Origin of the sequence: Candidatus Poriferisodalis sp., assembly GCF_965208925.1 — a bacterium.
Taxonomy (GTDB): Bacteria; Actinomycetota; Acidimicrobiia; order Acidimicrobiales; family Poriferisodalaceae; genus Poriferisodalis.
Genome location: NZ_OZ242364.1, coordinates 76381 through 101370, shown reverse-complemented (window position 1 = coordinate 101370; position 24990 = coordinate 76381). Strand labels below are relative to the sequence as shown.

The 24990-nt window shown below is 67.6% G+C and carries 27 protein-coding genes and 1 pseudogene; 19 read left to right on the top strand and 9 right to left on the bottom strand.

The genetic code is table 11. The features are described from left to right. The first annotated feature begins 6 nt into the window (after nt 1-6). The 11 genes and pseudogenes from manB to ACOGI5_RS00340 all read left to right on the top strand — a co-directional run bounded on the left by manB (nt 7) and on the right by ACOGI5_RS00340 (nt 12566). A complete protein-coding gene (manB, locus tag ACOGI5_RS00390) occupies nt 7-1365 on the top strand; it encodes a phosphomannomutase/phosphoglucomutase (protein ID WP_419862494.1) in 1359 nt (452 codons plus the stop codon). Between the two features lie 62 nt (nt 1366-1427). Further along, nucleotides 1428-1640 (top strand): annotated as a pseudogene (locus ACOGI5_RS00385) (Trm112 family protein); the annotation flags it as partial. A gap of 113 nt (nt 1641-1753) precedes the next feature. Continuing rightward, entirely contained in the window at nt 1754-2809 is a 1056-nt protein-coding gene (locus tag ACOGI5_RS00380) for an SIS domain-containing protein (RefSeq protein ID WP_419862493.1), read from the top strand. A gap of 39 nt (nt 2810-2848) precedes the next feature. Further along, entirely contained in the window at nt 2849-4315 is a 1467-nt protein-coding gene (gene ahcY, locus ACOGI5_RS00375) for an adenosylhomocysteinase (RefSeq protein ID WP_419862492.1), read from the top strand. Nucleotides 4316-4454: 139 nt separating this feature from the next. Beyond that, nucleotides 4455-5009, top strand: coding sequence for a ComF family protein (locus tag ACOGI5_RS00370; RefSeq protein WP_419862491.1), 555 nt, complete (start codon nt 4455-4457; stop codon nt 5007-5009). 65 nt (nt 5010-5074) lie between these two features. Then, complete coding sequence (hpf, locus tag ACOGI5_RS00365; RefSeq protein WP_419862490.1) at nt 5075-5674, top strand: ribosome hibernation-promoting factor, HPF/YfiA family; 600 nt, start codon at nt 5075-5077, stop codon at nt 5672-5674. A gap of 173 nt (nt 5675-5847) precedes the next feature. Continuing rightward, complete coding sequence (gene secA, locus ACOGI5_RS00360; protein ID WP_419865409.1) at nt 5848-8712, top strand: preprotein translocase subunit SecA; 2865 nt, start codon at nt 5848-5850, stop codon at nt 8710-8712. 1 nt (nt 8713) lies between these two features. Next, nucleotides 8714-9847, top strand: a complete 1134-nt coding sequence (gene prfB, locus ACOGI5_RS00355) for a peptide chain release factor 2 (RefSeq protein WP_419862489.1) — start codon at nt 8714-8716, stop codon at nt 9845-9847. A gap of 86 nt (nt 9848-9933) precedes the next feature. Then, nucleotides 9934-10668 carry a cell division ATP-binding protein FtsE gene (gene ftsE, locus ACOGI5_RS00350; RefSeq protein WP_419862488.1) on the top strand — a complete coding sequence of 245 codons (735 nt, stop codon included), beginning with the start codon at nt 9934-9936 and terminating at the stop codon, nt 10666-10668. After that, nucleotides 10665-11558 (top strand): cell division protein FtsX, encoded by an 894-nt coding sequence (locus tag ACOGI5_RS00345; protein WP_419862487.1) that lies wholly within the window; start codon nt 10665-10667, stop codon nt 11556-11558. The genes ftsE and ACOGI5_RS00345 overlap by 4 nt, the downstream gene beginning before the upstream one ends. Before the next feature lie 108 nt (nt 11559-11666). Further along, nucleotides 11667-12566 carry a crotonase/enoyl-CoA hydratase family protein gene (locus ACOGI5_RS00340; RefSeq protein ID WP_419862486.1) on the top strand — a complete coding sequence of 300 codons (900 nt, stop codon included), beginning with the start codon at nt 11667-11669 and terminating at the stop codon, nt 12564-12566. On the opposite strand, the gene ACOGI5_RS00335 is transcribed toward ACOGI5_RS00340, so the two are convergent. Next, the gene (locus tag ACOGI5_RS00335) at nt 12563-13876 is read right to left on the bottom strand and encodes an MFS transporter (RefSeq protein ID WP_419862485.1); all 1314 of its coding nucleotides are present in this window, start codon (nt 13874-13876) and stop codon (nt 12563-12565) included. The genes ACOGI5_RS00340 and ACOGI5_RS00335 overlap by 4 nt on opposite strands. 66 nt (nt 13877-13942) lie before the next feature. After that, nucleotides 13943-14554, bottom strand: coding sequence for an EthD domain-containing protein (locus ACOGI5_RS00330; RefSeq protein ID WP_419862484.1), 612 nt, complete (start codon nt 14552-14554; stop codon nt 13943-13945). Between the two features lie 58 nt (nt 14555-14612). Between ACOGI5_RS00330 and ACOGI5_RS00325 the strand changes: the two genes are divergently transcribed. Further along, nucleotides 14613-14957 (top strand): metallopeptidase family protein, encoded by a 345-nt coding sequence (locus ACOGI5_RS00325; RefSeq protein WP_419862483.1) that lies wholly within the window; start codon nt 14613-14615, stop codon nt 14955-14957. Nucleotides 14958-15014: 57 nt separating this feature from the next. On the opposite strand, the gene ACOGI5_RS00320 is transcribed toward ACOGI5_RS00325, so the two are convergent. From ACOGI5_RS00320 to ACOGI5_RS00305, 4 genes are all read right to left on the bottom strand, one after another. Continuing rightward, nucleotides 15015-16139 carry an acyl-CoA dehydrogenase family protein gene (locus tag ACOGI5_RS00320; protein WP_419862482.1) on the bottom strand — a complete coding sequence of 375 codons (1125 nt, stop codon included), beginning with the start codon at nt 16137-16139 and terminating at the stop codon, nt 15015-15017. 24 nt (nt 16140-16163) lie between these two features. Continuing rightward, a complete protein-coding gene (locus ACOGI5_RS00315; RefSeq protein ID WP_419862481.1) occupies nt 16164-17288 on the bottom strand; it encodes an alpha/beta hydrolase family protein in 1125 nt (374 codons plus the stop codon). A 19-nt stretch (nt 17289-17307) separates the two neighbouring features. Then, the gene (locus tag ACOGI5_RS00310; protein WP_419862480.1) at nt 17308-17808 is read right to left on the bottom strand and encodes a VOC family protein; all 501 of its coding nucleotides are present in this window, start codon (nt 17806-17808) and stop codon (nt 17308-17310) included. A gap of 80 nt (nt 17809-17888) precedes the next feature. Continuing rightward, nucleotides 17889-18371: a 2'-5' RNA ligase family protein gene (locus ACOGI5_RS00305; RefSeq protein WP_419862479.1), complete on the bottom strand. Its 483-nt coding sequence runs from the start codon at nt 18369-18371 to the stop codon at nt 17889-17891. A 103-nt stretch (nt 18372-18474) separates the two neighbouring features. Here ACOGI5_RS00305 and ACOGI5_RS00300 point away from each other — a divergent pair, with 103 nt between their 5' ends. Together ACOGI5_RS00300 and ACOGI5_RS00295 are read left to right on the top strand one after the other, a co-directional pair. Further along, nucleotides 18475-19410, top strand: a complete 936-nt coding sequence (locus tag ACOGI5_RS00300) for a hypothetical protein (protein WP_419862478.1) — start codon at nt 18475-18477, stop codon at nt 19408-19410. 60 nt (nt 19411-19470) lie between these two features. Further along, entirely contained in the window at nt 19471-19710 is a 240-nt protein-coding gene (locus ACOGI5_RS00295) for a hypothetical protein (RefSeq protein WP_419862477.1), read from the top strand. 12 nt (nt 19711-19722) lie between these two features. On the opposite strand, the gene ACOGI5_RS00290 is transcribed toward ACOGI5_RS00295, so the two are convergent. Then, on the bottom strand, nt 19723-20487 hold the full coding sequence (locus ACOGI5_RS00290) for an indole-3-glycerol-phosphate synthase (protein WP_419862476.1): 765 nt from the start codon (nt 20485-20487) through the stop codon (nt 19723-19725). Nucleotides 20488-20686: 199 nt separating this feature from the next. Here ACOGI5_RS00290 and ACOGI5_RS00285 point away from each other — a divergent pair, with 199 nt between their 5' ends. The 3 genes from ACOGI5_RS00285 to ACOGI5_RS00275 are packed head-to-tail and all read left to right on the top strand — an operon-like array spanning nt 20687 to nt 21587. After that, nucleotides 20687-20941, top strand: coding sequence for a hypothetical protein (locus ACOGI5_RS00285; protein WP_419862475.1), 255 nt, complete (start codon nt 20687-20689; stop codon nt 20939-20941). Between the two features lie 53 nt (nt 20942-20994). Further along, nucleotides 20995-21228 carry a hypothetical protein gene (locus tag ACOGI5_RS00280; protein WP_419862474.1) on the top strand — a complete coding sequence of 78 codons (234 nt, stop codon included), beginning with the start codon at nt 20995-20997 and terminating at the stop codon, nt 21226-21228. Beyond that, complete coding sequence (locus tag ACOGI5_RS00275) at nt 21228-21587, top strand: type II toxin-antitoxin system PemK/MazF family toxin (RefSeq protein WP_419862473.1); 360 nt, start codon at nt 21228-21230, stop codon at nt 21585-21587. Before ACOGI5_RS00280 ends, ACOGI5_RS00275 begins: the two co-directional genes overlap by 1 nt. Before the next feature lie 8 nt (nt 21588-21595). On the opposite strand, the gene ACOGI5_RS00270 is transcribed toward ACOGI5_RS00275, so the two are convergent. After that, nucleotides 21596-22027, bottom strand: a complete 432-nt coding sequence (locus ACOGI5_RS00270; RefSeq protein WP_419862472.1) for a hypothetical protein — start codon at nt 22025-22027, stop codon at nt 21596-21598. Nucleotides 22028-22112: 85 nt separating this feature from the next. Between ACOGI5_RS00270 and ACOGI5_RS00265 the strand changes: the two genes are divergently transcribed. Continuing rightward, on the top strand, nt 22113-22580 hold the full coding sequence (locus tag ACOGI5_RS00265; protein ID WP_419862471.1) for a hypothetical protein: 468 nt from the start codon (nt 22113-22115) through the stop codon (nt 22578-22580). A gap of 63 nt (nt 22581-22643) precedes the next feature. On the opposite strand, the gene ACOGI5_RS00260 is transcribed toward ACOGI5_RS00265, so the two are convergent. Beyond that, nucleotides 22644-23273 (bottom strand): PQ-loop domain-containing transporter, encoded by a 630-nt coding sequence (locus ACOGI5_RS00260; protein WP_419862470.1) that lies wholly within the window; start codon nt 23271-23273, stop codon nt 22644-22646. 157 nt (nt 23274-23430) lie between these two features. Here ACOGI5_RS00260 and ACOGI5_RS00255 point away from each other — a divergent pair, with 157 nt between their 5' ends. Then, on the top strand, nt 23431-24795 hold the full coding sequence (locus ACOGI5_RS00255; protein ID WP_419862469.1) for an MFS transporter: 1365 nt from the start codon (nt 23431-23433) through the stop codon (nt 24793-24795). Nucleotides 24796-24990 lie beyond the last annotated feature (195 nt).

The window sequence follows — 24990 nt, the reverse complement described above, 5'->3', positions numbered from 1 at the left end:
GAGCGTATGACGGCCCGAATCGACCCGGTAACTGCTGGCGTATTGGCAGGCATTGTCAAGGCATATGACATACGTGGTATTTGCCCTGAGGAGCTCAGCCCGACAGTCGCGCGCGGCATCGGTTACGCATTCGGGGAGTGGTCGGCGGCACCGCAGATCGTCATCGCGCGGGACATGCGGCCAAGCGGGGTTTCGCTGGCTGAGGCGTTTGCCGATGGCGCCCAAGCTGCCGGGGTCGATGTGATCGACATCGGGCTGGCTTCCACGGATCTGCTCTACTTCGCCTCCGGCCACCTGGGCATGCCAGGCGCGATGCTGACGGCGTCGCACAATCCGGCGTCATACAACGGCATCAAGCTGTGCGGGCCGGGTGCCGCGCCGGTGGGCGCGGGCAGCGGGCTCGGCGAGATCGCTGAGCGAGCCGCACAGGGCGCCTCCTCGCCGCTTGGGGGCGGCCGGCTCAGCCGCCGCGATCTGCTCGAAACGTTCGCCGGCCATGTGCGCTCGTTCGTCGATGTCTCGGGGCTCAGCTCCCTGCGCGTCGTGGCGGACACTGCGAACGGCATGGGAGGCCTCGTGGTGCCCGCAGTATTCGACCCGCTGCCGTTCGAGTGGGAACTGATGTACGGCGAGCTCGACGGCACCTTTCCCAACCATCCGGCCGACCCGATCCAGCCGGAGAACCTGGTCGATCTGAGCGAGCGCGTGCTCAGTACCGGGGCCGACGTGGGCTTGGCATTCGACGGCGATGCCGACCGGGTGTTCCTTACCGACGAGCGCGGCAGGGCGGTCAGCGGATCGTTGCTCACTGCGCTGGTAGCCCAGGCCATGCTGCGCCGCGACGGGCCGGGCCCGATCCTGCACAACCTGATCTGTTCACGCGCCGTGCCCGAGGCAATTGTTGAAGCCGGCGGCCGACCCGTGCGCACCCGGGTGGGTCACAGCTTCGTCAAAGCAGAGATGGCGCGTACCGGGGCCGTCTTCGGCGGTGAGCACAGCGGTCACTACTACTTCGCAGGCAACTACCGGGCAGATTCCGGCCTCATCGCGGCGCTCATCGCACTTGAGCAGTTGAGTGCCGCGCAGGTGCCGCTCTCAGAACTGTTGGCGCCGCTCGACCGGTACGCATCCTCGGGTGAGATCAACACCCGTGTTGCTGATGTCGACGAGGTACTGCGGCGGGTCGGTGCACACTTCGCGCGGTTCGCCCACGACTGGCTTGATGGGCTGACGATTGACGGCGGCGACTGGTGGTTCAACCTGCGGCCGTCCAATACCGAGCCTCTGCTGCGGTTGAATCTCGAGGCGCCTGACAGCGAGGTCGTTGGGGAACGTGTGAGCGAGATCAGGGCGTTGCTGGCATGATCGCCGCATGGAACCGCAGACGCGGCCGCACGACAGCGTCACGGCGCGCCCGGGACGCACGCGTGGGCATTGATCCGGTCGTCGCGGGAATCTTGGCCTGTCCGCAGGACAAGGGACCGTTGTACTTCGTGCCCGGTGACGATCTGCTGTACAACCCGCGCCTGCGCAAGACGTACGCCGTCGACGGCGGCATCCCGGTGCTGCTGATCGACGAAGCGACCGATGCCGACCCGGCGTCCGCTGCGGCGCTCGACGCCCGCATTGCGAGCGGCGAACTCACCCCGACGCAAGATGCTGAGCCGGCAGGCGAAGCCGTGGCCCGAGCGGCCCGTGAGCGGAGCGAACAAGAGCGGGACGCAACCGGTGATGCGACCGAAGGTGCCGCCCGGTGACGACGGACCCCGAGGCCGCGGTTGATTCCCTCCGCTTGGCGCGAGCGGTGGCCGACCTGCCCGAGCAGATGGAGGCCGCGCTCGCTTCGTCACAGGCCACACAGGGCGCAGTCGACGGCAGCCGCATCGCCAACGTCGTGGTCATGGGCATGGGCGGTTCGGGCGTCGCAGGCGACGTCGTCTCGGCGCTTGCGGCCCCCCTGATGCCGGTGCCGGTCACCGTTGCCAAGGGCTACGAGTGTCCGGCATTCGTCGGCCCGACCACGCTCGCCTTCGCCGTCTCGTTCAGCGGCAACACCGAGGAGACGCTCATCGCGGCCACGGCGGCGCAGAATTCGGGTGCCTCGGTGGTCGCCGTCACATCAGGCGGGCGCCTGGCCGAGCTGGCTGGGGAGTGGGCTGCACCGCTCTACGAGGTGGACGCCACGATCCCGATGCCGAGGGCCGCGGTGGGCGCGATCTCCGTCGCCCCGCTCGTCGCTCTTGAGCGAGCCGGTCTGCTGTCCGGCATTGCCGGTTGGGTGGACGCGGCGGTCTCCCAGCTGCGCATTCGCCGGGCCGGTGCCGGGCCCGCTGCAGACTCGCTCGACGGCATTGTGAGCCCAGTGGGCCACGGCGAGATGACGCCCGTTTTCTACGGCGGAGGTCCGCTCGGTGCGGTGGCTGCGGGTCGTGCCAAGGCCCAGATCAACGAGAACGCCAAGATTCCCGCCTTCGCCAGCTTCATGCCCGAGCTGTGCCACAACGAGTTGGCCGGATGGGATCAAGCCGGTCGCTTGGTCGACGGCTCGCCGTTGGCGGTGATCGCGCTGCGCCACGACTTCGAGCATCCACAGCTCGGTCGTCGCTACGACTTCACCAGCGGTGTGCTTGACGGTGCCCGCATCGCCGTGCCGCATGCCGAACTGCACGCTGCGGGCGACGGCCCCATGGCCCAGTTGTTCGACCTCATTTACCAGGTCGACGTGCTGAGCCTTCGTGTCGCCGCAGCCGCTCGGCGCGACCCCGGCCCGATCCCCCTGCTCGAAGAGCTGAAGGCATTTCTTGCCTGAGACGGCAGGCTGTCGGCCGACTGCGAACGAGGTGATCCCATGACCCAGGCGTCGAGCCTGATCGATGATTTCGAAGTAGCTGATCTGAGCCTCGCGGCTGCAGGACGGCTCCAGATCGAGCTGGCAGAGACCGAGATGCCTGGGCTCATGGCTCTGCGCGCGCAGCACATGGATGCCCGGCCGCTGCAAGGCGCGCGCATCACGGGCTCCCTGCACATGACGGTGCAGACGGCGGTGCTGATCGAGACGCTGGTTGACCTTGGCGCACAGGTGCGCTGGGCGTCCTGCAACATCTTCTCCACCCAGGACGAGGCCGCGGCTGCCGTCGTGGTGGGGCGCGAGGGCACAGTGGACAGCCCGCAGGGTGTGCCCGTGTTCGCATGGAAGGGCGAGACGCTCGCCGAGTACTGGCGATGCAACTTCCGCGCGCTCCGCTGGCCCGACGGGCCCGGCCCGACGCTGATCGTCGACGATGGGGGGGACGCCACGCTGATGGTTCACCTCGGTGCTCGCTACGAGTCCCAAGGCGGCGTGCCGAGCCTGCCTTCCGACGGCCCGGATGCAGCATCGCCCGACGAGGTGGCGGTGCACGAGCTGCTCCACGAGATCCAGCGCACCGAGCCCGGCTTGTGGGCCGAGATCTCGGCGGGGCTGCGAGGAGTCTCCGAGGAAACCACCACCGGCGTGAACCGGCTCTACGAGATGGCCGCACGTGGGGAGCTGACCTTCCCGGCCTACAGCGTCAACGACTCGGTCACGAAATCCAAGTTCGACAATCTCTACGGCTGCCGGCACTCCCTGATCGACGGCATCAACCGGGCCACCGACGTGATGCTGGGCGGCAAGGTGGCCTTCGTGGCGGGCTACGGCGACGTCGGCAAAGGATGCGCGCAGGCATTGCGAGGCCAGGGTTGCCGGGTCATCGTCTCCGAGATCGACCCCATCAACGCGCTGCAGGCGGCCATGGAGGGCTTCGAGGTGGATCGGCTCGAGAACGTGCTCGACATCGCCGACATCTACGTGACGGCGACGGGCAACCGCGACATCATCTCGGCCGAGCACATGTCGGCCATGAAGCACCAGGCGGTGGTGGCCAACATCGGGCACTTCGACAACGAGATCGACATGGCGGGGCTAGCGGCGATGTCCGATGTCCAGCGTCGTTCGATCAAACCGCAGGTGGACGAGTTCGTGTTCCCGAGCGGGAACTCGGTGATCGTGCTGGCCGAAGGCCGCCTAGTGAACCTGGGCTGCGCGACCGGGCATCCGAGCTTCGTCATGTCGATGAGCTTCACGAACCAGGTGCTTGCCCAGCTTGAGCTGCACACCCATGCCGAGGAGCTCGAAGCGGATGTTCACGTGCTTCCCAAGCGGCTGGATGAGGAAGTGGCTCGGCTGCATCTTGATCGGCTGGGGGCGCGGCTCACGCGGCTGACGCCTGGGCAGGCGTCGTATCTCGGTCTGGACGTTGACGGTCCATACAAGGCCGACCGCTACCGCTACTGAGACACAAAATCGCTTCAGCGAGGAGCGGGGCTGGTTCTACGGTCGGGCAGTGCTGTTTGAGGTTCGCTGCCCTGGGTGTGGGTCATTGGGGTGGTGCCCGTGTGCAGGGTGCATCGAGGCGCTTGTTGATCCTGAGCCGGTGACGGTTTCTGGCGCAGACTCGGTCGCGCTGCTGTTCGCCCACGACGACGTTGGGCGCGAGTTCATTCATGCGCTGAAGTACCGGGGCGAGCGGGCCATCGCCCGTTGGCTCGGCGATTCGCTGGCGCTTGCTCATCTGGACGCGCGAAGGCAAGCGGCGCCCTGTGACATTGCGCAGGCTGGGCCGGCGGCTGTCGACACCGTGACGTGGGCGCCGACCACTGCGGCGCACCGGCGAGCCCGGGGCTTCGACCAGGCCGAGACGCTGGCGCGGGCCGCTGCCAAGGCCTTGCGCGTACGCCCAGTGCGGTTGCTCCGCCGGCTCGGCTCGACTGCACAGTCGGGTGCCGGCCGGGCAGAACGGCTAGCGGGACCTCGCTTCGATTGCCGCGCCCGCGCAGCGGGACGCCGGATCTTGCTGGTGGACGATGTGGTCACCACCGGTGCCACGCTGCGCGCCGCGACTGCTGCGCTGACCGATGCCGGTGCAGCGGCTGTCCATGTGGCAGCGTGTGCTCGACGGGGTCGCGACCGCGACGCCGCCGATGCCTAACATGGCACTCCCTTCAGTTCGGGCAGAACCGCAAACGCTGTGCAACTGCTCAGAAAGCCGAGGCAATGCAGATCACGATCACGGGTCGCAAAGTTCAGGTTCCCGACGATGTGCGGGCTGCGGTGGAGCGGAAGATCGGGGCACTGGATCGATTCGTCAGCGGGTTGGATCGTGCTGAGGTGGTCTTCCGTGAGGAGAAGAATCCTCGCATCGCCGAGCGGGAGCAGGTGGAGGTGACGCTGCTCGGCCACGGCCACCGTGTGCGCGCCTCGGTCGCCGGCGTCGATCAGCATCAGGCGGTCGATCTGGCGGTTGGCAAGCTGGGCAAGCAACTGCGCAAGCTCAAGACCCGCGTCGTGCGCCGGCACCGTCCCAATCTGCACCGCGACGAGGCGCATCACCCGCTTGCACGTCTCGAGAACGACCTCGTCAACGGTGCTCCGGCGCCTGAAACCACTGCCGGTCCTGACGATCCCGAGTGGGTGCCGCGGATTGTGCGGCGCAAGAGCTTCGACCTGGAGCTGATGGACCCCGCCGAGGCCGTCACCCGCATGCAGCTGCTGGACCACGAGTTCTTCCTTTTCGTGAACGCAGACACCAGCAAGCCCAGCGTGGTGTACCTGCGCTCCGACGGCGATGCCGGTCTCATCGAGATCGACGCCTGAACGCGCGAGCCGAATGGCACACATGTCATAGCGGCGGAGGCGGCAGGGAACTCTGCGAGGTTGGAACCTGCCGGATTCCCGGAGCAGAGGGCGCTGCCGCCTCCGCCGCGGTGCAGTCGTCGCAACGCGCGATAATCGTCGGCTATGGCGCCGGGGGGCAGCGGTAGCCTGCGATTGTGGCTCTGTTTCAGCGCGTGCTCCGTGCCGGGGAAGGCAAGAAGCTTCGCCTGCTGACCGAGTTGGTGCCCGAGATCAACGCCGTCGAGCCGGAAATCGAGCGCCTCTCCGACGACGGGCTGCGAGCTCGCACGAGCGAGTTCCGTGCTGAGATCGATCGTGGCGCAGATCTCAACGACGTCCTCGTCGATGCCTTCGCGGTCACCCGCGAAGCTGCCCGCCGAGTCATCGGCCAGCGCCACTACGACGTACAGCTCATCGGCGGGGCGGCGCTGCATTTCGGCTGGGTCGCCGAGATGCGGACCGGTGAGGGAAAGACGCTGGTATCGACGCTGCCGGTGTACCTCAATGCGCTCAGCGGCAAGGGCGTTCACGTGGTCACCGTGAACGACTACCTGGCCGCGCGCGATGCCGAATGGATGGGACGCATTCACCGGTTCCTGGGGCTCGACGTGGGGCTGGTGGTGCCCGGCCCCTACGACGCAGCCCACAAGCGCCGCCAGTACGAAGCCGACATCACCTACGGCACCAACAACGAGTTCGGCTTCGACTACCTGCGAGACAACATGGCGCCGTCGCGGGGCGCTCAGGTGCAGCGCGGCCACAACTACTGCATCGTCGACGAGGTCGACTCGATTCTCATCGACGAGGCCCGCACGCCGCTCATCATCAGCGGCCGGGTGGCGGACGCCGCCAAGCTCTACCAGCAGTTCGCGCGCATCGCCGCCACCATGACCCGCGACGTCGACTACGAGGTGGAAGAAGACAAGCGCAACGTTGCAGTGCTCGAACCGGGCATCTCCAAAGTCGAGCGCGCGCTCAACATCGACAACCTGTACGACCAGGTCTCGGCCAACCTCGTCCACCAGATGAACGCGGCGCTGCGGGCCAAGGAGCTGTACCGGCGCGACAAGGACTACGTCGTGTCTCACGGTGAAGTCAAGATTGTCGACGAGTTCACCGGCCGCATCCTGGAAGGGCGGCGCTGGAGCGAGGGCCTCCACCAGGCGGTCGAGGCCAAGGAGGGGGTGGCGATCAAGGAGGAGAACCAGACGCTCGCCACCATCACGCTGCAGAACTACTTCCGCCTCTACGACAAGCTCGCCGGCATGACCGGCACGGCCACCACCGAGGCTGCCGAGTTCAACGGCACCTACGGACTCGATGTGGTGCCGGTGCCGACCCACCTGCCCGTGGCGCGCGACGACCAGGGCGATCTGATCTACAAAACCACCGCAGCCAAGCTGGATGCGGTCGTCGACGACATCTCCGAGCGGATCGGCGCCGGACAGCCGACGCTGGTGGGCACGGTCAGTGTGGAGAACTCCGAGAAGCTGTCTGCGGCGCTCGAACGCCGGGGAATCGACCACAGCGTGCTCAACGCCAAGGAGCACACGCGCGAGGCCGAGATCATCGCCCAGGCAGGCCGGCTGGGTTCGGTCACGGTGGCCACGAACATGGCCGGACGTGGCGTCGACATCCTGCTCGGAGGCAACCCCGAGGGTCTGGCGCGCCGCGACATGCTGCGCGAGAAGCTCGACCCGGACGATCCGGACAACACTGCGGATCTCCTGTCCCGGGCCGAGCGCTACGAGCCCGAGTGCCGTGCCGAAGGCGACGAGGTGCGAAAGCTGGGCGGCCTGTACGTGCTGGGCACCGAACGGCACGAGTCACGGCGCATCGACAACCAGCTCCGCGGCCGTGCAGGCCGTCAGGGCGACCCCGGCGAGAGCCGCTTCTACCTCTCGCTGGAAGACGACCTCATGCGCCTGTTCGCGACGGGTGCCGTGAACTGGGTGATGGACCGCACCCTGCCCGACGACGTGCCGCTCGAGGCGAAGATGGTCACCAAGGCCATCGAACGGGCGCAGAACACGGTCGAGCAGAAGAACGCCGAGGTCCGCAAGAACGTCCTCAAGTACGACGAGGTGATGAACGAGCAGCGCAAGGTGATCTACGCGCGCCGTGAGCAGATCCTCGGCGGCGACGATCTTCGCACCGAGTCGATGGGGTATCTCCGCGATGCCGCCGAAGCTGCAGTGCTGGACCACTGCGCGAGCGAGGTCCCGAACGAATGGGACCTCGACGGGCTGCTGGCCGCGATCGGCACCTATTGGACCACCGAGCTCACGGCCGCCGAGCTCTCGGGTGATGGCGAGCGGGATTGGAGCGTCGACGACGCTGTGGAACTGGTGTGCGCCGACGGCGAGCGCCACTACGAGGCCCGCGAGGCCGAGATCGGTCCCGAGGCGATGCGCGAGGTGGAGCGCCAGGTGATGCTGCGGCTCATCGACCAGCGCTGGCGCGAGCACCTCGCCGACATGGACCATCTGCGAGAAGGCATCCACCTGCGCGGCATCGGCCAGAAGGATCCCGTGGCGGAGTGGCAGCGCGAGGGCTTCGACATGTTCGGCGCCATGCTCGAGCGCGTCTACCGCGACTTCGTGACCTACGTGATGCACGTGCAGGTCACCGCGGCGCCGCCTGACGCCGAGACAGCCACTGATGGCGCAGCCCCGCTGCGGGGATCGTCACGTTCGACTTCGGCGGACGGCGCAGCCGGGACGACCGACGTGCGGTACTCGGCGCCGGATCTCACGCCCTCCACGGTTGGCGCCGGCGACGGCGCAGCGGCCACTCGTGCGGGTCACGGCGCACCGGCCACTCGTGCCGGCAACGGCGCCGCGGCTGCCGGCCCCGCGCCGTCGACGCAGCGGGGTCCCAGCGGGCCATCGCAGTCGCGCCGGATTGCCGCCGCGTCGACCGGCACCGTGGTCAAGTCGGCGCAGGAAAAGCTGGGCCGCAACGATCCCTGCCATTGCGGATCGGGCCGCAAGTTCAAGCACTGTTGCGGTCGCTGAGGTGGGTCGATCGTTCAGTGATCTTGCCGACGCGCTGGCCGACTTGGACCGGCGCGCGAGCGAGGCGCATCAGTACCTCGGGATCGACGAGGCCCGTGCGGTGGCGAACGGGCTGGAAGCAGAGGCATCGGAGCCGTCGCTGTGGGACGAGCCCGACCGGGCCCGGGCGGTCACCACACGCCTGTCACGTGTGCGCGACGACATCGAGCGCTGGGAGCGGGCCCGAGCCGAGGTCGACGACGCTGCAGCACTGGTCGAGCTGGCAGCCGAAGAAGACGACGCAGAGCTGCTGGGTGAGATCGACGAGGTGGTCACCGCAGCCGAGGGCCGGCTCGCCGACATCGAGCTGATGGCGCTGTTCGGCGGCGAGCACGACCGCAACGACGCCGTGTGCGAGATCAACTCGGGGGCCGGGGGCACCGACGCCTGCGACTGGGCCGAGATGCTGCTGCGCATGTACCAGCGGTGGGCCGAGCGCAACGACTTCACCGTGGAGCTGACCGAGGCGACCGACGGCGGGGAGGCCGGCATCAGCTCCGCAACGTTTCTCGTCAAAGGGCGGCACGCGTTCGGGTTCCTTGCGGCGGAACGGGGCGTGCACCGGCTGGTGCGCATCTCGCCGTTCGACTCGCAGTCGCGCCGGCACACAGCGTTCGCATCGCTGTCGGTGGTGCCGTTCTTCGATGAGGTGTCCGACGAGGTGCCTATCGACGAGAGCGATCTGCGCATCGACACCTACCGCTCGTCGGGCGCAGGCGGCCAGCACGTGAACGTCACCGACTCCGCCGTGCGCATCACACATCTGCCCACGGGGACCGTCGTGGCCTGCCAGAACGAGCGGAGCCAGCACCAGAACAAGGACCGGGCGATGCAGATGCTGGCGGCCAAGCTGGCCGATCTGCAGCGACAGGAGCGGGAGGCCGAAGTAGCGGCCCTTGCGGGAGAGCAGCGCGATGTCGCGTGGGGCAGCCAGATCCGGTCGTACGTGCTGCACCCGTACCAGCAGGTCAAGGATCTGCGCACCGGCATGGAGATCGGCAACGTCGACGCCGTGCTCGACGGTGACCTCAGCGGCCTGATGGAGGCGTACCTGCGCTGGCAGCGCTCCCAGCAGCCCGCCGACGCAGCTGGGTGACTGGGTGGCGACGGGCCGCTGGCGTACCGTGGGAAGCGGCCCGGCCCCGACACCGCGACGTGACCTGACGCGACCTGAAGGCACCCATGATCCGCTTCGACAACGTCACGAAGATCTACAAGGGCGAGACGCGGGCGGTCAGCGGCGTGACGCTCAATATCGAGAAGGGCGAGTTCGTCTTCTTGGTAGGGCCGTCGGGTTCGGGCAAGTCCACGATGCTGCGCCTCATGACCTGCGAGGAGAAGGTGACCGCCGGTGACATCCACGTTGCCGGCAAGGATCTGTCCAAGCTGAACAGCTGGCGCGTGCCGTACCTGCGACGGAACATCGGCTCGGTCTTCCAGGACTTCAAGCTGCTGCCGAACAAGACCGTCTACCAGAACGTGGCATTCGCGCTCGAAGTCATCGGCCGCCCCGAGAACGTCATCCGCACGCAGGTGCCGGCCATCTTGGAGCTGGTCGGCCTGGAGGACAAGCACCGGCGGTTTCCCGACGAGCTGTCGGGCGGCGAGCAGCAACGTGTGAGCATCGCCCGGGCATTCGTGAACCGGCCCCTGATCCTGCTGGCCGACGAGCCCACCGGGAACCTCGACCCCGACACATCAGAGGAGCTCACCTCGCTGCTGGACCGGATCAATCGCACTGGCACCACCGTGGTCATGGCCACGCACGACCGCACGATCGTGGATCGCATGCGGCGCCGGGTGATCGCGCTGCGTCACGGCGAGCTCGTGCGTGACGAGCAGCGCGGCGCGTACGGCAGCGAGGCCTACTCGCCGGAGGCGCTTGGCGTCCATCCTGTCGATGGGGCGAGTCCGTGAGCCGGATCCGTTACTTCGCGCGGGAGACCTGGACGAACATCCGGCGCAACCTCACGCTGACATTCGCTGCAATTCTCACCGTGGCTGTCGGCGTGATGCTGGTGGGCATGGGGCTCATGGCGGGCTACGCCAGTGGCAACGCGCTCGACCGCTGGGAGGGCGGCGTCCAGTTCGAGGTGTTCCTGAATCCCCAGATCGACCCCAGCCAGATCGATGCGCTCGGCATCGAGCTGCAGACTCACCCCGAGATCGACCGCATCGAGTTCTTCAGCGCTGAGGAGGCCTACGCGCTGGTGTCCCAGCAGATGGCCGATCAGCCCGAGCTGCTTGCCCAGGTGTCGCCAGAGGCGCTGCCCGCCTCGTACCGCGTGGTACCCCGGTCGGTCGAGGCCGAGCTGATCGAATCGCTGGCCGCCCAGTTCCGCCAACGCCCCGGTGTGATGTCGGTGCAGACGGGCCGTGAGGAAGTCGACGCCATTCGCACATGGTTCACGTCGTTCCAGGGCATCGTGCTGCTGCTGTCGATTGTTCTGTCGGGCGCCAGCGTCATGCTCATCTTCAACTCGATCCGCGTGGCGATGTTCGCCCGAAGGCGCGAGATCGAGGTCATGAAACTGGTCGGTGCCACGAACAGCTTCATCCGGTTCCCGTTCATGCTCGAAGGCATGCTGCACGGCCTCATCGGCGGCATCATCGGGGCCATCGCTGCGGGAGCGCTGCGGGGTCACGTGGAGGGCCTGTTCTCCCGGTCGGACATCCTGGCGTTCTTCCGGTCGTTCGTGGTCACGTCCAATCAGTTCACGACCGTGGTGTTCGTGACGGTGATCGCCGGCGTGCTGGTGGGGATCATCGGCTCGGCGTTCGCTGCCAGCCGCTTCCTGGACGTTTAGCCGGGCCTGAACTCCATCGGCCGCTCGACGCAGGGCGCAGTCGGGCGTGTAGAAAAGCCGCCGACACCGCCGTCCGCCACCCGGGCGGCCATTGCACCAGGGGGCGCTGTGCCGGAGTTCGAGACGATCCTGTACGAGGTTGACGACCGCGTTGCCACCATCACGCTCAATCGGCCAGAGCGGCTGAATGCGTTCAACAGTCAGATGCTGCGTGATGTGATGGACGCCATCGACCTCGTCGACGCCGACGACGACGTCCGGGCGGTGATCTTCACCGGCGCCGGCCGCGGCTACTGCGCCGGGGCCGATCTGAGCGGGGGCGCCGACACGTTCGACTTTGACAGCCAGTCAGATGAGCGGAAGGCCGAGCGAGCTTCCGAGCGGGGCGAAGGCGGCGATCTGGCGTGGATGCGCGATGGTGGCGGGCTGCTCACGCTGCGCCTGTATGAGTGCAACAAGCCGCTGATTGCGGCGATCAACGGCCCCGCCGTGGGTGTCGGCGTCACGATGACGCTGCCGATGGACATCCGGCTGGCATCCACCAAGGCGCGCATCGGGTTCGTGTTTGCCCGCCGCGGCGTGGTGCCAGAGGCCTGCTCGTCGTACTTCCTGCCGCGCGTGGTCGGGCTGTCGAAGGCACTGGAATGGTGCTTCAGCGGCCGGGTGTTCGATGCCGCCGAAGCTCACGAAGCCGGGCTGGTGCGCAGCCTGCACGAGCCCGACGAGCTGCTGCCAGCGGCCCGCGCCATTGCAGCGGAGATCGCCGAGAACACCTCGGCCATCTCGGTGACGGTGATCCGGCACATGCTGTGGCGCATGCTGGCCGCCGATCACCCGATGGAGGCTCACAAGATCGACTCCCGGGGCATCTTTCACCTGGGCCGCGGCGCTGATGCCCACGAAGGCGTGGCGTCGTTCCTCGAGAAGCGACCGCCCGAATTCTCGCTGCGACCGACCCAGGACCTACCCGAGTACTTCCCCTGGTGGGACGAGCCCGAGTTCAGCTAAGAGGTTGAGCCGCGCAGCGGCGAAACCGGGGCCGAGTCGTCGCCCCAGCCGATGAGCGCGACGCTGATGGCGCACGCGGCGACCGCGAGCCCGAAGGCGGGACCGAAGGAGTCGAACCAGTCAGCCAAGGCGCCCCCGACCGGCGGTCCTGCAGCGAGGCCGAGGCCGAACAGGATGGTCGCAAGCCCGTAGGCGGCGCCGAACTCGTCGCCGGCGAGGCTGTCGCTGACACGCGCGGCAATCGAGGCGATGATTCCGCTGAACGCCATGCCGAACGCGATCGCCGACACCCAAGCAAGCAGCGGTCCGACGAAGGCAAGCAGCGGGTACACGGTCGATGTGATGATCGAGATGAACGACACTCCGAAGCCGATGGTGACGCTGCGCCGCCTGCCTATGCGGTCCGCCATGCGTCCGAAGACCGGGCCGCCGGCGATGCAGCCGACGCCGATGGACGAGAACGCCAGCTCAGCGCCCCAAGCAGTGAAGATGTCCGGGTAGCCCTCGAGGTGACCCACGATGAACGTGAGCATCGTGGCGACGATGAAAGCGTGCAGTGCGTAGGCGGTGACCAGCCGACCGGCCTGCGGCACTTTGGCGAGCGCATCCCGGGCGCCCCTGAAACCCGTGCGACCCGGCGTGCGCGCCCAGCGGCGAACTGCGACGGCCAGGACGACCAGCACCACTGCGCCCAAAAGAAACTCGATCAGGTACACGTCGCGCAGATGGCTGCGGCTCGCATCGGCCAGCGCTGCTTCGCTCGAATCCAGACCGCTCGGGACTGCGCCGCTTGAGACTGCGTCGCTGGGGCCCTGCAACAACGCGTCGAGGGCAGCCGCCGCGACCATGCCGCAACCGACACCGCCGGTCAGCCAGCCGGCCGCGGCGCCTCGCTTTCGCGGACCCAGCAGCTCGGCAGCGAGTCCGGGTGTGCCCACCCAGACACCCGCGGCGCTGAAGCCGGTGAGGGCGAGCGCGAGGGCGGCGATGCCCACGTTGGGGCTCCAGGCCAGCAGGGCCAAGCCGACCACGTTCCCGGCGACGCCGATGCGCACGGCACCGCTCAACCCGGTGCGACCGACCGTCAGGGCGACCGCCAGCGACCCCGCGAGGTACATCAGGAGATTCAGCGACCCGAGCGCGCCGGCGACGGTGTTGGACAGTCCGAATCCGTCCCGCAGGTCGGTGAACAGCAGCGAATAGGTGAACCGGCCGAACGACTGCGACACGGCGGCTGCCGCGGCCAGCGTCAAGAGCGTGCCGATGCGGCGTGCGCGGCTGAACCCGGCGGCGTGGGTCGCTGAGGTCATAACCGGCCGGCCGTCTGGCTCATAGCGCGAGACAGGCGAGACCCGGCGTGCACGCTGGTGTGTTGGCTAGTCGTGCGGCCAGGTCACGGCCGGCAGCGGGGGACGCTGGCGGTAGATCGTCTCCGTTGCGATCACTCGCCGCGGCGAGCGCTCGGTGTCGGCGAACTTCGCGACATCGGCACGGATGACGTCGCGGTCGTGGTCATCGCCGAAGAAGCGTTCACGCATATCGTCGAGCGAGGCGAACGCGACCAGTGCGAAACCGTCATAGGACGGGCCGTTGAGGGTGGCCACGACGCTGAGCTGGGTGTAGTCCCACATGCCGGGGTGATGCCGCAGCGCCAGCGGGGCGTGCGTGTCGCGCCAGTGGCTGTCGCCTTGTGCGTGCGTGAGGTCAGGGTGGTGGACCATCGGGAAGATGGCAGTCAGGCCCGGCGAGGGGGCACCGAGATCGGCACCCAAGGAGCGTTCACGGATGACGCGTGAGAACGCCAAGTAGCTGCCGACGGTTGCGGCGGGCGTCAGCAGGTCCGGATTGTCGGTCATGGCCCGCACGAGCGTGCGGAAGGGAAACTCACGACGGTCGCCCGGGTCGGCTACGTAGCACACGCCGCCAACGCTGGCGGCGGCCTCTGCTGCGGCATCGGGATCGTTTCCCGTGACGACGAGTTCGTGCATGCCTGCAACCTAGAGGACGCGCGGGCGGTGGGCCGGCTCGCCGGGCAGGATGGGGGGCGTGCTGGAGATGGACGAGGTTCGCTTTGCCAGCCTTGTGGAACAGGCGCTCGAAGACATACCGGACGCGCTGCGCTCGCTGATGGACAACGTGGCCATCTTCGTGGAGGACCGCGGGGAGGATCCGGACCTGCTCGGCGTCTACGAGGGCATCCCGCTGACCGAGCGCCACGACTACGGCGGCCTGGCGATGCCCGACAGCATCGTCATCTACCGGCTGCCGATCCTGGAGATGTGCGAGACGGCCGACGACGTCGTCGAAGAAGTTCTGGTGACGGTCGTGCACGAGATCGCGCACCACTTCGGCATTGACGACGACCGGCTGCACGAACTCGGCTGGGATTGACGCCGTCAGCCTGGTTCGGGCTCCTCCGTCTATGCAACCTCAGACTCGGCCGAGCGGTCAGATGCGGCCGAAGCCGAGGTCAATCCGACCCCGGGCGATGTTCGCGGCGAGCACCTCGGTGGGTCCTTCGGCGAGCCGGAGTGCTCGCACCCGCCGCAGGATGTCCGCCAGCGGGTGGCCGTCCACGAGCGCAGTGCCTCCGACAAGCTGCACAGCGCTGTCGCAGATCCGGCTGAGCGTCTCGGTGGCCAGCGATTTTGCAGCCATCACCTCGTTGACGGCGTTCTCGCCGGCATCGAGCAGGCGTGCGGTGCGGTAGAGCGCGCTGCGAGCCGCGTAGGCGGCGATCCGCATGTCTCCCCATGCCACCCGCTCCAGGTCGGTACCGACCTGCGCCGGCTCGTCTGTCGACCCGCGCCGCGCGGCCCGCTCGACCAGCGTCTGCTCGACCAGGTCGATGGCGAAGCGGCACTGGCCGACGCACTCGGCCGCGATCGCCAGACGCGTGGCGCTGATCTGGCCCATCGCCCGCCCGAGTCCGCGCCCGGCTTCGCCGATCAGGTGGGTGCCGGGCACGCGCACATCGGTGAAGGTGAACGCAGCGTGGTGGCTGCCGTCCAGCGTGCCGAAGCGCTGCTCAAGCCTGACGCCTGCCCGGTTGGTCTCGATGAGCACCATCGCGGGTCCAGCCCCCTCGACGTCGACGAGCGCATTGACGAAGTCGGCATCGGCGCCGCCGGTGACGTACGACTTCGCACCGTTGATCACCAGCTCGTCGCCGTCACGCATCGCCCAGGTGTGGCGCGGCGCATCGGCCGGTTCGGTGAACCCGAAGCCGCTGCGCAGTTCGCCTGCCAGATATGGCAGCAGGAATTGCGAGCGCAGCGGTTCGCCGACGTTGGCCAGCACGCCGGGCGACGGCCCGAAGATGCCCGGCAGGTGACCGACGTTGCGACTGCCGAGGGTGTCCCGCACGACGGTGAGCGCGAGCGCGCCCGCTTCGGTGCCGCCGAACGATGTCGGTTGGGTCATGCCGAACACTCCGGCCGCCTTGGATGCCTCCCGGACTGCCGCCCCGATGTCGCTCTCGGTGACCGGGCTCGACAGCGCCACAAGCTCGTCAGCCAGGTGTTCGGCAGTGCGCAGCACCTCGGTGTGCTCGGTGTCGAGGAAGTCGGGCATCTCCGGCGGCTCTGCGGTCTGGCGCTATCCAGTATGGGTGCGGACCCAGCCGACGATGATGTCGGCCGCTTCGGCCCGGGCGCCGGCCGGTTCGGTCAGGTAATGGTCGCCGGCGATGGAGTGGAACGGGACGTCAGGCGCGCCCGGCCGGGTGCGTAGCGCGTTGACGATCTTGGCGGTGTCGGAGGAAAAGATGCCCGTATCGGCATCCGCGTCGATGACGATCGCCGGCAGGTCGATGTGCTGCGCCTGGTCGGTACTGCACTGCGAGTCAGCGAGGCTCCACATCGACAGCCAGGTCCGCAGCGAGCTGACGGTGCCCACGCCGAAGATCCCGTAGTTGGCGCGGCGCGGATCGCCGAGGTAGCAGCTGGGCACCGTTCGCCGGCTCGGGTCGATCGAGCCGTCCAGCATCCGAAGGTCTGCCCACAGCCGCGGCACCACGAACAGGCGCTCGCGGTGCCCGGCTGCTGCGAGCCGGTCCAGCTCGTGCTTGCACCAGGCGGTGATGCGGTCGTTGCGGGCACGCTGGGCGCGCCGGTACGCAGCGATGAAGTCGTCGTCGAAGGGAGGCTGCCGATCCGGAGCGAACGGGTCCAGGGCGGGGTCGACGCTGAGCGGATCGTTCTCGTCGGTGACCGACGGATCCATCCAGTTGGTCAGCACCTCGGCGCGGCCGGTGTGCGCCACGATCGAGACGTATAAGTCGCCACCTGCCAGATCCTCGATTGCCGGGTGCAGACCGCGCCGGCTGTACTCCGGAACCAGATTCGGCGCCGTGGCCTGCGCTTGGTAGGTGGCCATGAGCGAGCCACCGCCGCTGTTGCCCAGCAGCACTACGCAGTCGACGCCTCGGCTGCGCAGCCAGCGGACGCCGACGTCGATGTCGGCCAGCGCCAGATCAGCCAGGAAGTAGGGCTCGGCACCCCGGAAGCGAGTGTTCCAGCCGAGAAAGCCCAGGCCCCGCTCGGCAATGTAGGAGGCCAGGTAGTGCTCGCTGAAGTCGATGTTGTAGTGGGTCGCGATCAGGGCTGTGCGCGGCTCATGTCCCTCGAGGCGGTGGTAGACGCCTTGGCAGGGATGCCCGCCCACGCCGGAACGGGGGGCGCCGGCACTCGGCAGCGCGACGAACTCTCGGGTGATGCCCATCTGACTGCCTGACCTGAGCTCAGGCCGTTGCGTCGGCGGGGATGGGGGAGCGCATCACTTCCAGCGCCTCAGCCCGATCGGGCTCGATGCCGGTGGTGTCCCGGCAGAGCTCCACCATGATCCCGTTCGGGTCCACGAAATAGAGCGAGTGGCACCAGCCATGGTCCACTTCCATCAGCGGCTCGATGGAGGCGCCTGCCATGCGCTCGCGGACCGTGTCCTGCTTCTCCGGCGTCGCTCGGACGGCGACGTGATTGACCCACACCGGCAACCCCACTGTCGCGCTGAGGTCGGTGCTGTAGTCGGCCTGCTCGCCCATGTTCTGGATGTAGAAGAAGGCAATGCACTCGCCGTCGCCGATGTCGTAGAAGACGTGCTTGATGTGGCCTGTCGGCCCGCCGTCGGGGTGCGGTCGCTCGGCCTGCTCGGCGTGGACCAGCGGGAATCCCATCAGGTCCTCGTAGAAGCGATGTGTCGCCTCGAGGTCCCGTGTTGCGTAGGCGACGTGGTGAAGTCCCATGGCTCCCCCTGTTGCGGAGTTCACCGCAAGGCTCTCACATTCCAGCGGGCCGATTCGCCCGGGCGTCTGGGCCGGCTGCGTCAGTCGAGCCGGAAGCTCGCCACATCCAGGTACTCGCCCCATGGAGCCGATTCGACCAGGCTGATCTCGGTGACTTCGAAGGTCTCGTCCAAGCGTGGCCAGTCCACCGACGGCCGCCGTTTGCGGAAGCGGGCGATGGTCAGGTGCCCCACGAAGGGGTGATCCGGCGGCGGGTCGCCGATGTAGCGGGTGCAGTCGGTGACGGACGCGGCGAGATCGTCGACGCCGACTGCCGGAAGCATCAGCACGCCACGTCCGAGGCGTTCCGGCGCCGGTCCGAGCGTCACTGATGTCTGGCCGAATGATTGTGTCCCGAGGGTGCTGAGCGCTTCGCCGGTGTCGCATTCGCCGAGAAACCGGAGCGTGATGTGCAAGCGGTGCGGCTTGGTCCAGCTGACACCTGGCTCGGACGGTCTTGGCAGCCCAGCCAGTTCGTCGACGACGGAGGGGGGCGGCCACACGGCGACGAACAGGCGCGGCACGGCGCGAACCTAGCGGTGTGTCCCTGCCGTGCTCGAGACACTCGGCCCTAGGCTCGAGCCCGCTTCTAAGCCGGCGCGGAGGCGGGTTACGCTCGCAGGGGTGATGCAGGTACTGCGCCGAGCGGCTCTGGTCGCTGCCTCGTGCGTCGTAGGTGCGGGCCTGCTCGCCGGCTGCAGCAGCGACAGCGACGAGACACCTCACACCGTTGCTGCCAGCACTGCCGCGCCGGCGGTGGCGACGACCGAGCCTTCTGCGAGCCCGACCACGGCTGCGGTGTCTGGCGAGTCTGCAGATTCCGAAGCCGCCGCAGAGGACTCCGGCAGCACCGACGAGGCTGGCGGCGACGGCACTGAGCAGGCGGCTGCGCCGCAGCCCGACGATGCGGGCGACGACCCGGCCCAGACGGACGACGGCGAGAGTGATTCAGTGGACCAGTCGGACGCAACCGACGGCGAGTCCGGGGAAGCCACAGAAGTGACCGCTGACGACGAGTCGGGCGAGCAAGACGATCAAGGCGGCGACGCCGACGAGGGGGCGACTCAGGACGTCACTGATGATCCAGCCGACGACCAAGGTGACGATGAGACCGAGGACGGGACCGAGGGCGGGACCGGCGAGGGTGATGACGAGTCCGACGAGGGTGATGACGAGACCGGCGAAAGCGGCGACGACGAGAGCGGCGACATCGACGAGGGAGCGACTGGGGACGATGCTGATGATCCAGCCGACGATCAGGCTGACGATGAGACCGACGAGGGCGATGACGAGGCCGGCGGCAGTGGGGTGTCTGGCGAGGAGAACGACGCCGAGGACTCCGAGACGGACGACTCTGCGGACACCGAGGATGAGGGCGATGCCGAGGAGGTCGAGCAAGACCCAGAGGGAGAGGACGCCGAGGAGGCCGTCACTGATGCCGAGCCCACCGAGGATCGACCCAGAGTGCTTGCGCTCGCAGTCCCACAGCTCGACGGCACCACCTTCGAGGTGGACACTCTCGCCGGACGGGATGTTCTGCTGTGGTTCTGGGCGCCCTGGTGACCGAATTGCCAGCGAGAGGCGCCTGCGGTCGCAGCGCTGAAGACTCAACACGGCGACAACTTGGCCTTGATCAGCGTCGGCGGGCACGACACCAAGTCGGCGATCTCGAGCTTCGTGAGCAGGTACGGCCTCGGCCACCTGACGAATCTGCCTGACGTCGACAGCCATCTCGCGCGGACGCTCGGAATCAGCTACCACCCGCGCTGGCTGCTGATCCGAGCAGACGAGGACGCATCGGAGGAACGAGGCAGCGGCGCGATCCCCGATTCCGTCGTGACCGACGCCCTGACCCCGGGCTGATCGAGTGTGCCGCTACTCGGCGGCGTCGGCCAGCAGGTCCCGCAGGAGTTCGGGGGGATCGTCGGCCACCACCAGCGCTTCGCCGATCAGGGCTGCGTCGTAGCCGGCCTCCGCGATCGCCCTCATCGACGTGCCGCCGGGCACGCCGATGCCTGAGGCCGCAATCAGCAGTACCCGATCGTCGATGTGCTCGAAACTGCGACTGACGCGGACGGCCTTGTCGTAGTCGACGGTGAACTTGGTCGACTCGGGATTGTCGCGCTGGTTGATGGCGATCATGTAGGCGCCGAGAGCGACCGCGGTCTCCAGCTCAGCTTCGTCGCGGACCTCGGTGAGCACGTCGACACCGAGCGACAGCGCCAGTTCCTGCATGGGCCGCAGCTGTGCCGGGTCGATGTCGGCGAGGATGACGAGCATTGCGTCGGCGCCCATGGCGTGGCTGTCGCGTACGTCATCGAGCGTGCGCAGGAAGTCCTTGCGCAGCACCGGCAGCCCGGTGACCGCCTTGGCTGCTTGCAAGTCCTCGGGGGAGCCGCTGAAGCGCTCGCTCTCGGTCAGCACCGACAGGCAGGCAGCCCCGCCCGCCTTGTATTCCGACGCCAGATCGGCGGCGTCTGCATCAGCTCGCAGCGCTCCGCGCGACGGCGAGCGCCGCTTGATCTCGGCGATGACCGACAGTCCAGCTTCCCGCAGAGCGGCCGCAAACCGGTGCCCGTGCGGGATGTCGCCGGGCTCGGCCTCGTCAACATCGGCATTGTCAACGTCGTCAGCAGCCATAGACACGGTTTCGCCCCGCTACACGGATCTGTCGGCCTGATCGGCCTCGATGACCTGTGACTCTACGGGTCCCGCGCCGCGGCAGGACTCGACACGCGCCGTGGCACGGGCGCCGGAGCGGCGCTTCTCATGTGTCGATGGGCCGGCGGGCGGAAAATCGCTTGGATATTTGGAACATCATGAAATATATTAATATTCTGTGGCTGACGAGCTCTCGAACGATGACGGCGGTGAGGTGCAGCGCCGCCAGCTCCGGGCGGCCGGGGTGCTGGTCGCCTCCAATGCTCGACTGCGGCCCACCACCACGATGCTCGCTGACGATGAGGCCGGCGACACGGTCGCCGTCGCCACCCTGCTGCTCGACGTGACCCGCCCAGACTGCATCGATCGGGTCGTGAGCTGGTTGCGTGACACCGCAATCCTCCTCGAGACCCTCCGCGAACTCGAGCGCTGAACATGTCCACGGCCGATGCCAGCGCAGTGGTAATACCTAGTTATACTCCCGGCATGAAAATCGCCATCTCCATCCCAGACGATGTCTTCCAAGCCGCAGAGGAACTCGCTGCACAAGAGCGCTGCTCCCGCTCGAGCCTGTACACGCGTGCGCTCAGGCGATTGCTGGCCGAGGTTCGGTATCACGAGATCACGGAACGGCTCAACGAGGTGTACAGCACTGAGTCTTCCGCGCTCGATCCCGTCTTGCGCATCGCGCAAGCACGTGCGCTGTCGAGAGATCTCTGATGCGTCGCGGAGACATCTGCTGGACGGACCTCGGAATACCCATGGGTTCTGAACCTGGTCTGCGCCGACCGGTCGTTATCGTCTCCGACGACGAATTCAATCGCAGCCGAATCGACACAGCCATCGCCGTCGCCGTCACCACCAGTCTCCGGCTCGCGGACGCACCAGGCAATGTGACCCTGCCTGCGTCGGAGTCAGGCCTAGCGCAAGATTCGGTTGTCAACGTCTCGCAACTGGCCACGGTCGACAAGGCACTGCTGTCTGAGCCGGTTGGCGATGTCGATGCCGCCATCATGGAACGCATCGAGCGGGGGCTCTTGCTGGTGCTGGGCTTGTCCTCCCCATTGCAGCGCTGGTAGGGCAGTCGTCAGTCGGGATGTCTCACCCCGTCGCGGGTTCGGAGATTGGTGTGTTCGGTGAGGCTTCTGTGCTGGGTTGTTGGCCCTGGGGTTGCGAACAGCAGGCGTCCAGGCTCGTTGACGACGAGCCGGTGCCACACACCGCGAGGCACGACACACATGCGGCTGTACTCGAGGGTTACGGACTCGGTCGCGTCGCCGTGGTCAAGGATGACCTCGATCGAGCCAGACAGCCCTACCAAGACCTCATCGCCGCTCGGATGCATTTCCCAGTGGCTGTCTTGTCCTAGGTGAACCACGCCGGACAGGCGCCCGTCAAGGTTGCGCTCTGCGAGCGACTGCCAAAAGTCGGGTGCGCTGGCGTCGAGCCGATCGGCATCGCCGTTGGGCGCGAGGTGCAGGAAGGTCTGTTGCGGATCCAGTGACGCGCGCTCTGTCACAACTGCGATCCTCTCACCAATCTGCGGCTTGCAGTGAACTCCGGGCGCGGCTCGGCCGGGCGCGTGGCGGGGTAGCGTCGCCGCGGTGCTCAAGGATCTGCTGGAGCTGCCGAAGACGGTGTGGCCGCGGGCTGTGGCGTACGGCGCTGTGGCGGCTGTGCTTATCGGCATCCCGTCGGACCTGATCGACACGCCCATCTTCGGTCGGCCGATCGAGGCCCGGTGGCTCGACTGGGTGATCCTGGCGACCACTTCGGCACTGATCGGTCTGATCTTCGCCATCCGGCCGCCGTCAGGCGCCGAGCCGGGCGCCGAACACGCCGTCGAGCGTCAGGGCACCACCACACTGTGGGGCGGGCTGGTTTCGTTCCTCGCTGTGGGCTGTCCCGTGTGCAACCAGGCAGTGGTCGCGCTCGTGGGCATCTCCGGCGCGCTGTCGTGGTGGGCTCCGGTGCAACCCATCGTGGGGCTGGCCGCCGTGGCCCTGCTGGTGTGGACGCTGCGCAAGCGGCTGCGCACCTACCGGGCCGTGGCTTGCCCGCTGCCCGCCTGACTAGCTGCGCGCCGATCGCGCCGTGGCCTGCCCGCTGCCGACCCAAGAAGCCGTCTGCCTGACTCAGGTCCCGCCCGAGGGGTCCGGCGGCGCCAGTTCGCTTGCGATGCGGTGGCGGGTGATCCACAGTCGCAGGAGTATGAGCGCTCCGAGCAGGAACGCCGTGCTGCCGTACACCATGATCGGGATCGCCTCCACCAGCGCGCCGTAGTAGCCCCACAAGATGCCCTCGCCGGCAGTGAGCACCCACGTCAGCGGAGCCACGCCGACTGGCGCATACGACCGCCACGCAGCCCACACCGACGGTCCGAGGTACAGGCCATTCGACAATCCGAGCACCGTGCCCAGGACGGTCCAGCCGGCCACAAGCTGCAAGCCAATCGATGCCACCCCCACGACGATGCCGGCGATGACGGCGACACGCACATCGGCGCCATTGCGCCAGAGCAGGAACAGCACGAGACCGAAGCTGATGATCGCGGCCAGAATGGCCGGGATCGTGACCCAGAACTCCTCGGCGATCACGTACGCGATCCAGCCGATGTTGATCACCATGCCGATCGCCGCCCACGCGGGCGAGGCGCCCTCGGTTCGCTTCAGGCGCAGCAGCCGCACCACCTGGGGCACGACCTGCACGAACGTCACTGCGGTGGCGACGACGGCGACCAGATTGGCGAACTGCTCCTGGCTCACGAGATTCCCGTGCCGTGAAGGTCTGCGCTGAACGGCCGCAACACGCAGCGCCGGGTGTTGCCCACGCTTGCCATCGCAAGAGTGTCGCACCCTACGTCGACCCCCGATCACGAAATGCGCGTGCGCCCGACGCTGTTTCCATGTTGCATGGACACCCGTGACCGACATCGGCAGCGAAGAGCGGACCCGTCAGCGCAGGCTGACCGGCGCCGCCGCGGTGGTGCTGATGGCGCTGGTTGCGGCCCTCGCCCAGTCGTTCGGCCGGTTCACCTATGGCGTGCTGCTGCCCGCGGTCCGTGACGATCTCGGCCTGTCGAACACGGTGGCGGGCTCGCTCGCAACCGTGAACATGGCGGCCTACCTGGTGGGCAGCCTGATCGTCGCTACGGCATCCAGCCGGTTCCGGCTGCTGTCAGTGATGCGAGTCGGCATGGTGGTCGCGATCGTCGGCCAGGCGCTGGCAACCATCTCGCCGGGCCCGGTCGTGCTAGGCGTCGGGTTGTTCGCACAGGGTCTCGGCGGAGCCTTGACGTGGATCCCTGCCCCGGTCATCACCGCCGACGCGATCGCTCCCGAACGGCGCGGGCTGGCGGTCGGGTTTCTGGGCGCGGGCATGGGCCTCGGTGTCGTCTTCGCCGGCCAGCTGTCTGGCATCGTCCGCTCGACGATGGGGGACGCGTCGTGGCGAACCGTCTATTTCGTGCAGCTCATCATCGGTGCCGCTGTCGTAGCCGTGGTGCTGCTCGCCATCGGGCACCGCCAAGAACGCCTCGCATCCCGAACCGGACTCGGCGGGTTCAGCGCCCTGCGGCGCGTGCCCGGCTGGGCGCCGCTGGTGTCGGCATTCTTCGTCTTCGGTCTGCTCTACCTGCTGATCATCTCGTTCCTGACCACCCGGCTGGAAGACGACAGCGGCTGGACGAGCACTCAAGCATCACTGGCGTTCACGCTCGTCGGCGTGGCCATGATCTTCGGAGGGCCACTGTTCATCGCGCTCTCTGAGCGCATCGGAGCCCGGTCCACGCTCGCCATCTCATTCGGCGGCTGGGCCGTGGTCACCACGCTGATCCTGCCTGGCTGGTTCGCACCGACGCTGGCGTTGTCGGCAGCCGTCGGCCTGCTGTTCGCATCCATGCCGTCGGTGCTGACTGTCTATGTCGTCAACAACACCACCACCGACGACTACGGACCGGCGTTCGCTGCGGTCACCTTCTCGTTCGGCATCGCCCAGATGATCTCGCCGCAGATGGGCGGGTTCATCGCCGACACGGCGGGTTCGTTCACGCCGGTCTTCCTGCTCTCGGCAGCGCTGGCGGTGGTTGGCATGTTCACCTCGTTCGGCCTGCCGCGACGCAGCCGGCCGGGCTTCCCGGCCGTACCGGCTCCCGATGCAGCTACTGAGCCTGCCGCCGGGCCGGCAGCCGACTGGCGACTTGTCAACATGACCTTTGACGTCATCGCGGCCGATGCGTCGGCCGAAGCGATGGCCCAAGGATCACCGTCAGGCACAGTCAGCGCATGACCTAGGCTCGGTAGTGGCGCCGCGGTGGCGTGTTCGCGATTCAAGGCGTCGCAACCTCACACTCGAGGACGCGTTTCGCTATGACGAACTTGCGGATACTCAAAACTTCGCTGCTGATCGCAGCCGCGACGCTCTTCGTTGCGTCGTGCGGCGACTCGGACGTCAGCGAAGCGCCAGCGGCTCCCGCGGAACCTG

Excerpts from the sequence above, each read along its gene's own strand:
- manB (WP_419862494.1), top strand. The coding sequence starts at position 7 with ATGACGGCCCGAATCGACCCGGTAACTGCTGGCGTATTGGCAGGCATT.
- ahcY (WP_419862492.1), top strand. The coding sequence starts at position 2,849 with ATGACCCAGGCGTCGAGCCTGATCGATGATTTCGAAGTAGCTGATCTG.
- hpf (WP_419862490.1), top strand. The coding sequence starts at position 5,075 with ATGCAGATCACGATCACGGGTCGCAAAGTTCAGGTTCCCGACGATGTG.
- ftsE (WP_419862488.1), top strand. The coding sequence starts at position 9,934 with ATGATCCGCTTCGACAACGTCACGAAGATCTACAAGGGCGAGACGCGG.
- ACOGI5_RS00335 (WP_419862485.1), bottom strand. The coding sequence starts at position 13,876 with ATGACCTCAGCGACCCACGCCGCCGGGTTCAGCCGCGCACGCCGCATC.
- ACOGI5_RS00330 (WP_419862484.1), bottom strand. The coding sequence starts at position 14,554 with ATGCACGAACTCGTCGTCACGGGAAACGATCCCGATGCCGCAGCAGAG.
- ACOGI5_RS00320 (WP_419862482.1), bottom strand. The coding sequence starts at position 16,139 with ATGCCCGACTTCCTCGACACCGAGCACACCGAGGTGCTGCGCACTGCC.
- ACOGI5_RS00315 (WP_419862481.1), bottom strand. The coding sequence starts at position 17,288 with ATGGGCATCACCCGAGAGTTCGTCGCGCTGCCGAGTGCCGGCGCCCCC.
- ACOGI5_RS00310 (WP_419862480.1), bottom strand. The coding sequence starts at position 17,808 with ATGGGACTTCACCACGTCGCCTACGCAACACGGGACCTCGAGGCGACA.
- ACOGI5_RS00300 (WP_419862478.1), top strand. The coding sequence starts at position 18,475 with ATGCAGGTACTGCGCCGAGCGGCTCTGGTCGCTGCCTCGTGCGTCGTA.
- ACOGI5_RS00290 (WP_419862476.1), bottom strand. The coding sequence starts at position 20,487 with ATGGCTGCTGACGACGTTGACAATGCCGATGTTGACGAGGCCGAGCCC.
- ACOGI5_RS00280 (WP_419862474.1), top strand. The coding sequence starts at position 20,995 with ATGAAAATCGCCATCTCCATCCCAGACGATGTCTTCCAAGCCGCAGAG.
- ACOGI5_RS00275 (WP_419862473.1), top strand. The coding sequence starts at position 21,228 with ATGCGTCGCGGAGACATCTGCTGGACGGACCTCGGAATACCCATGGGT.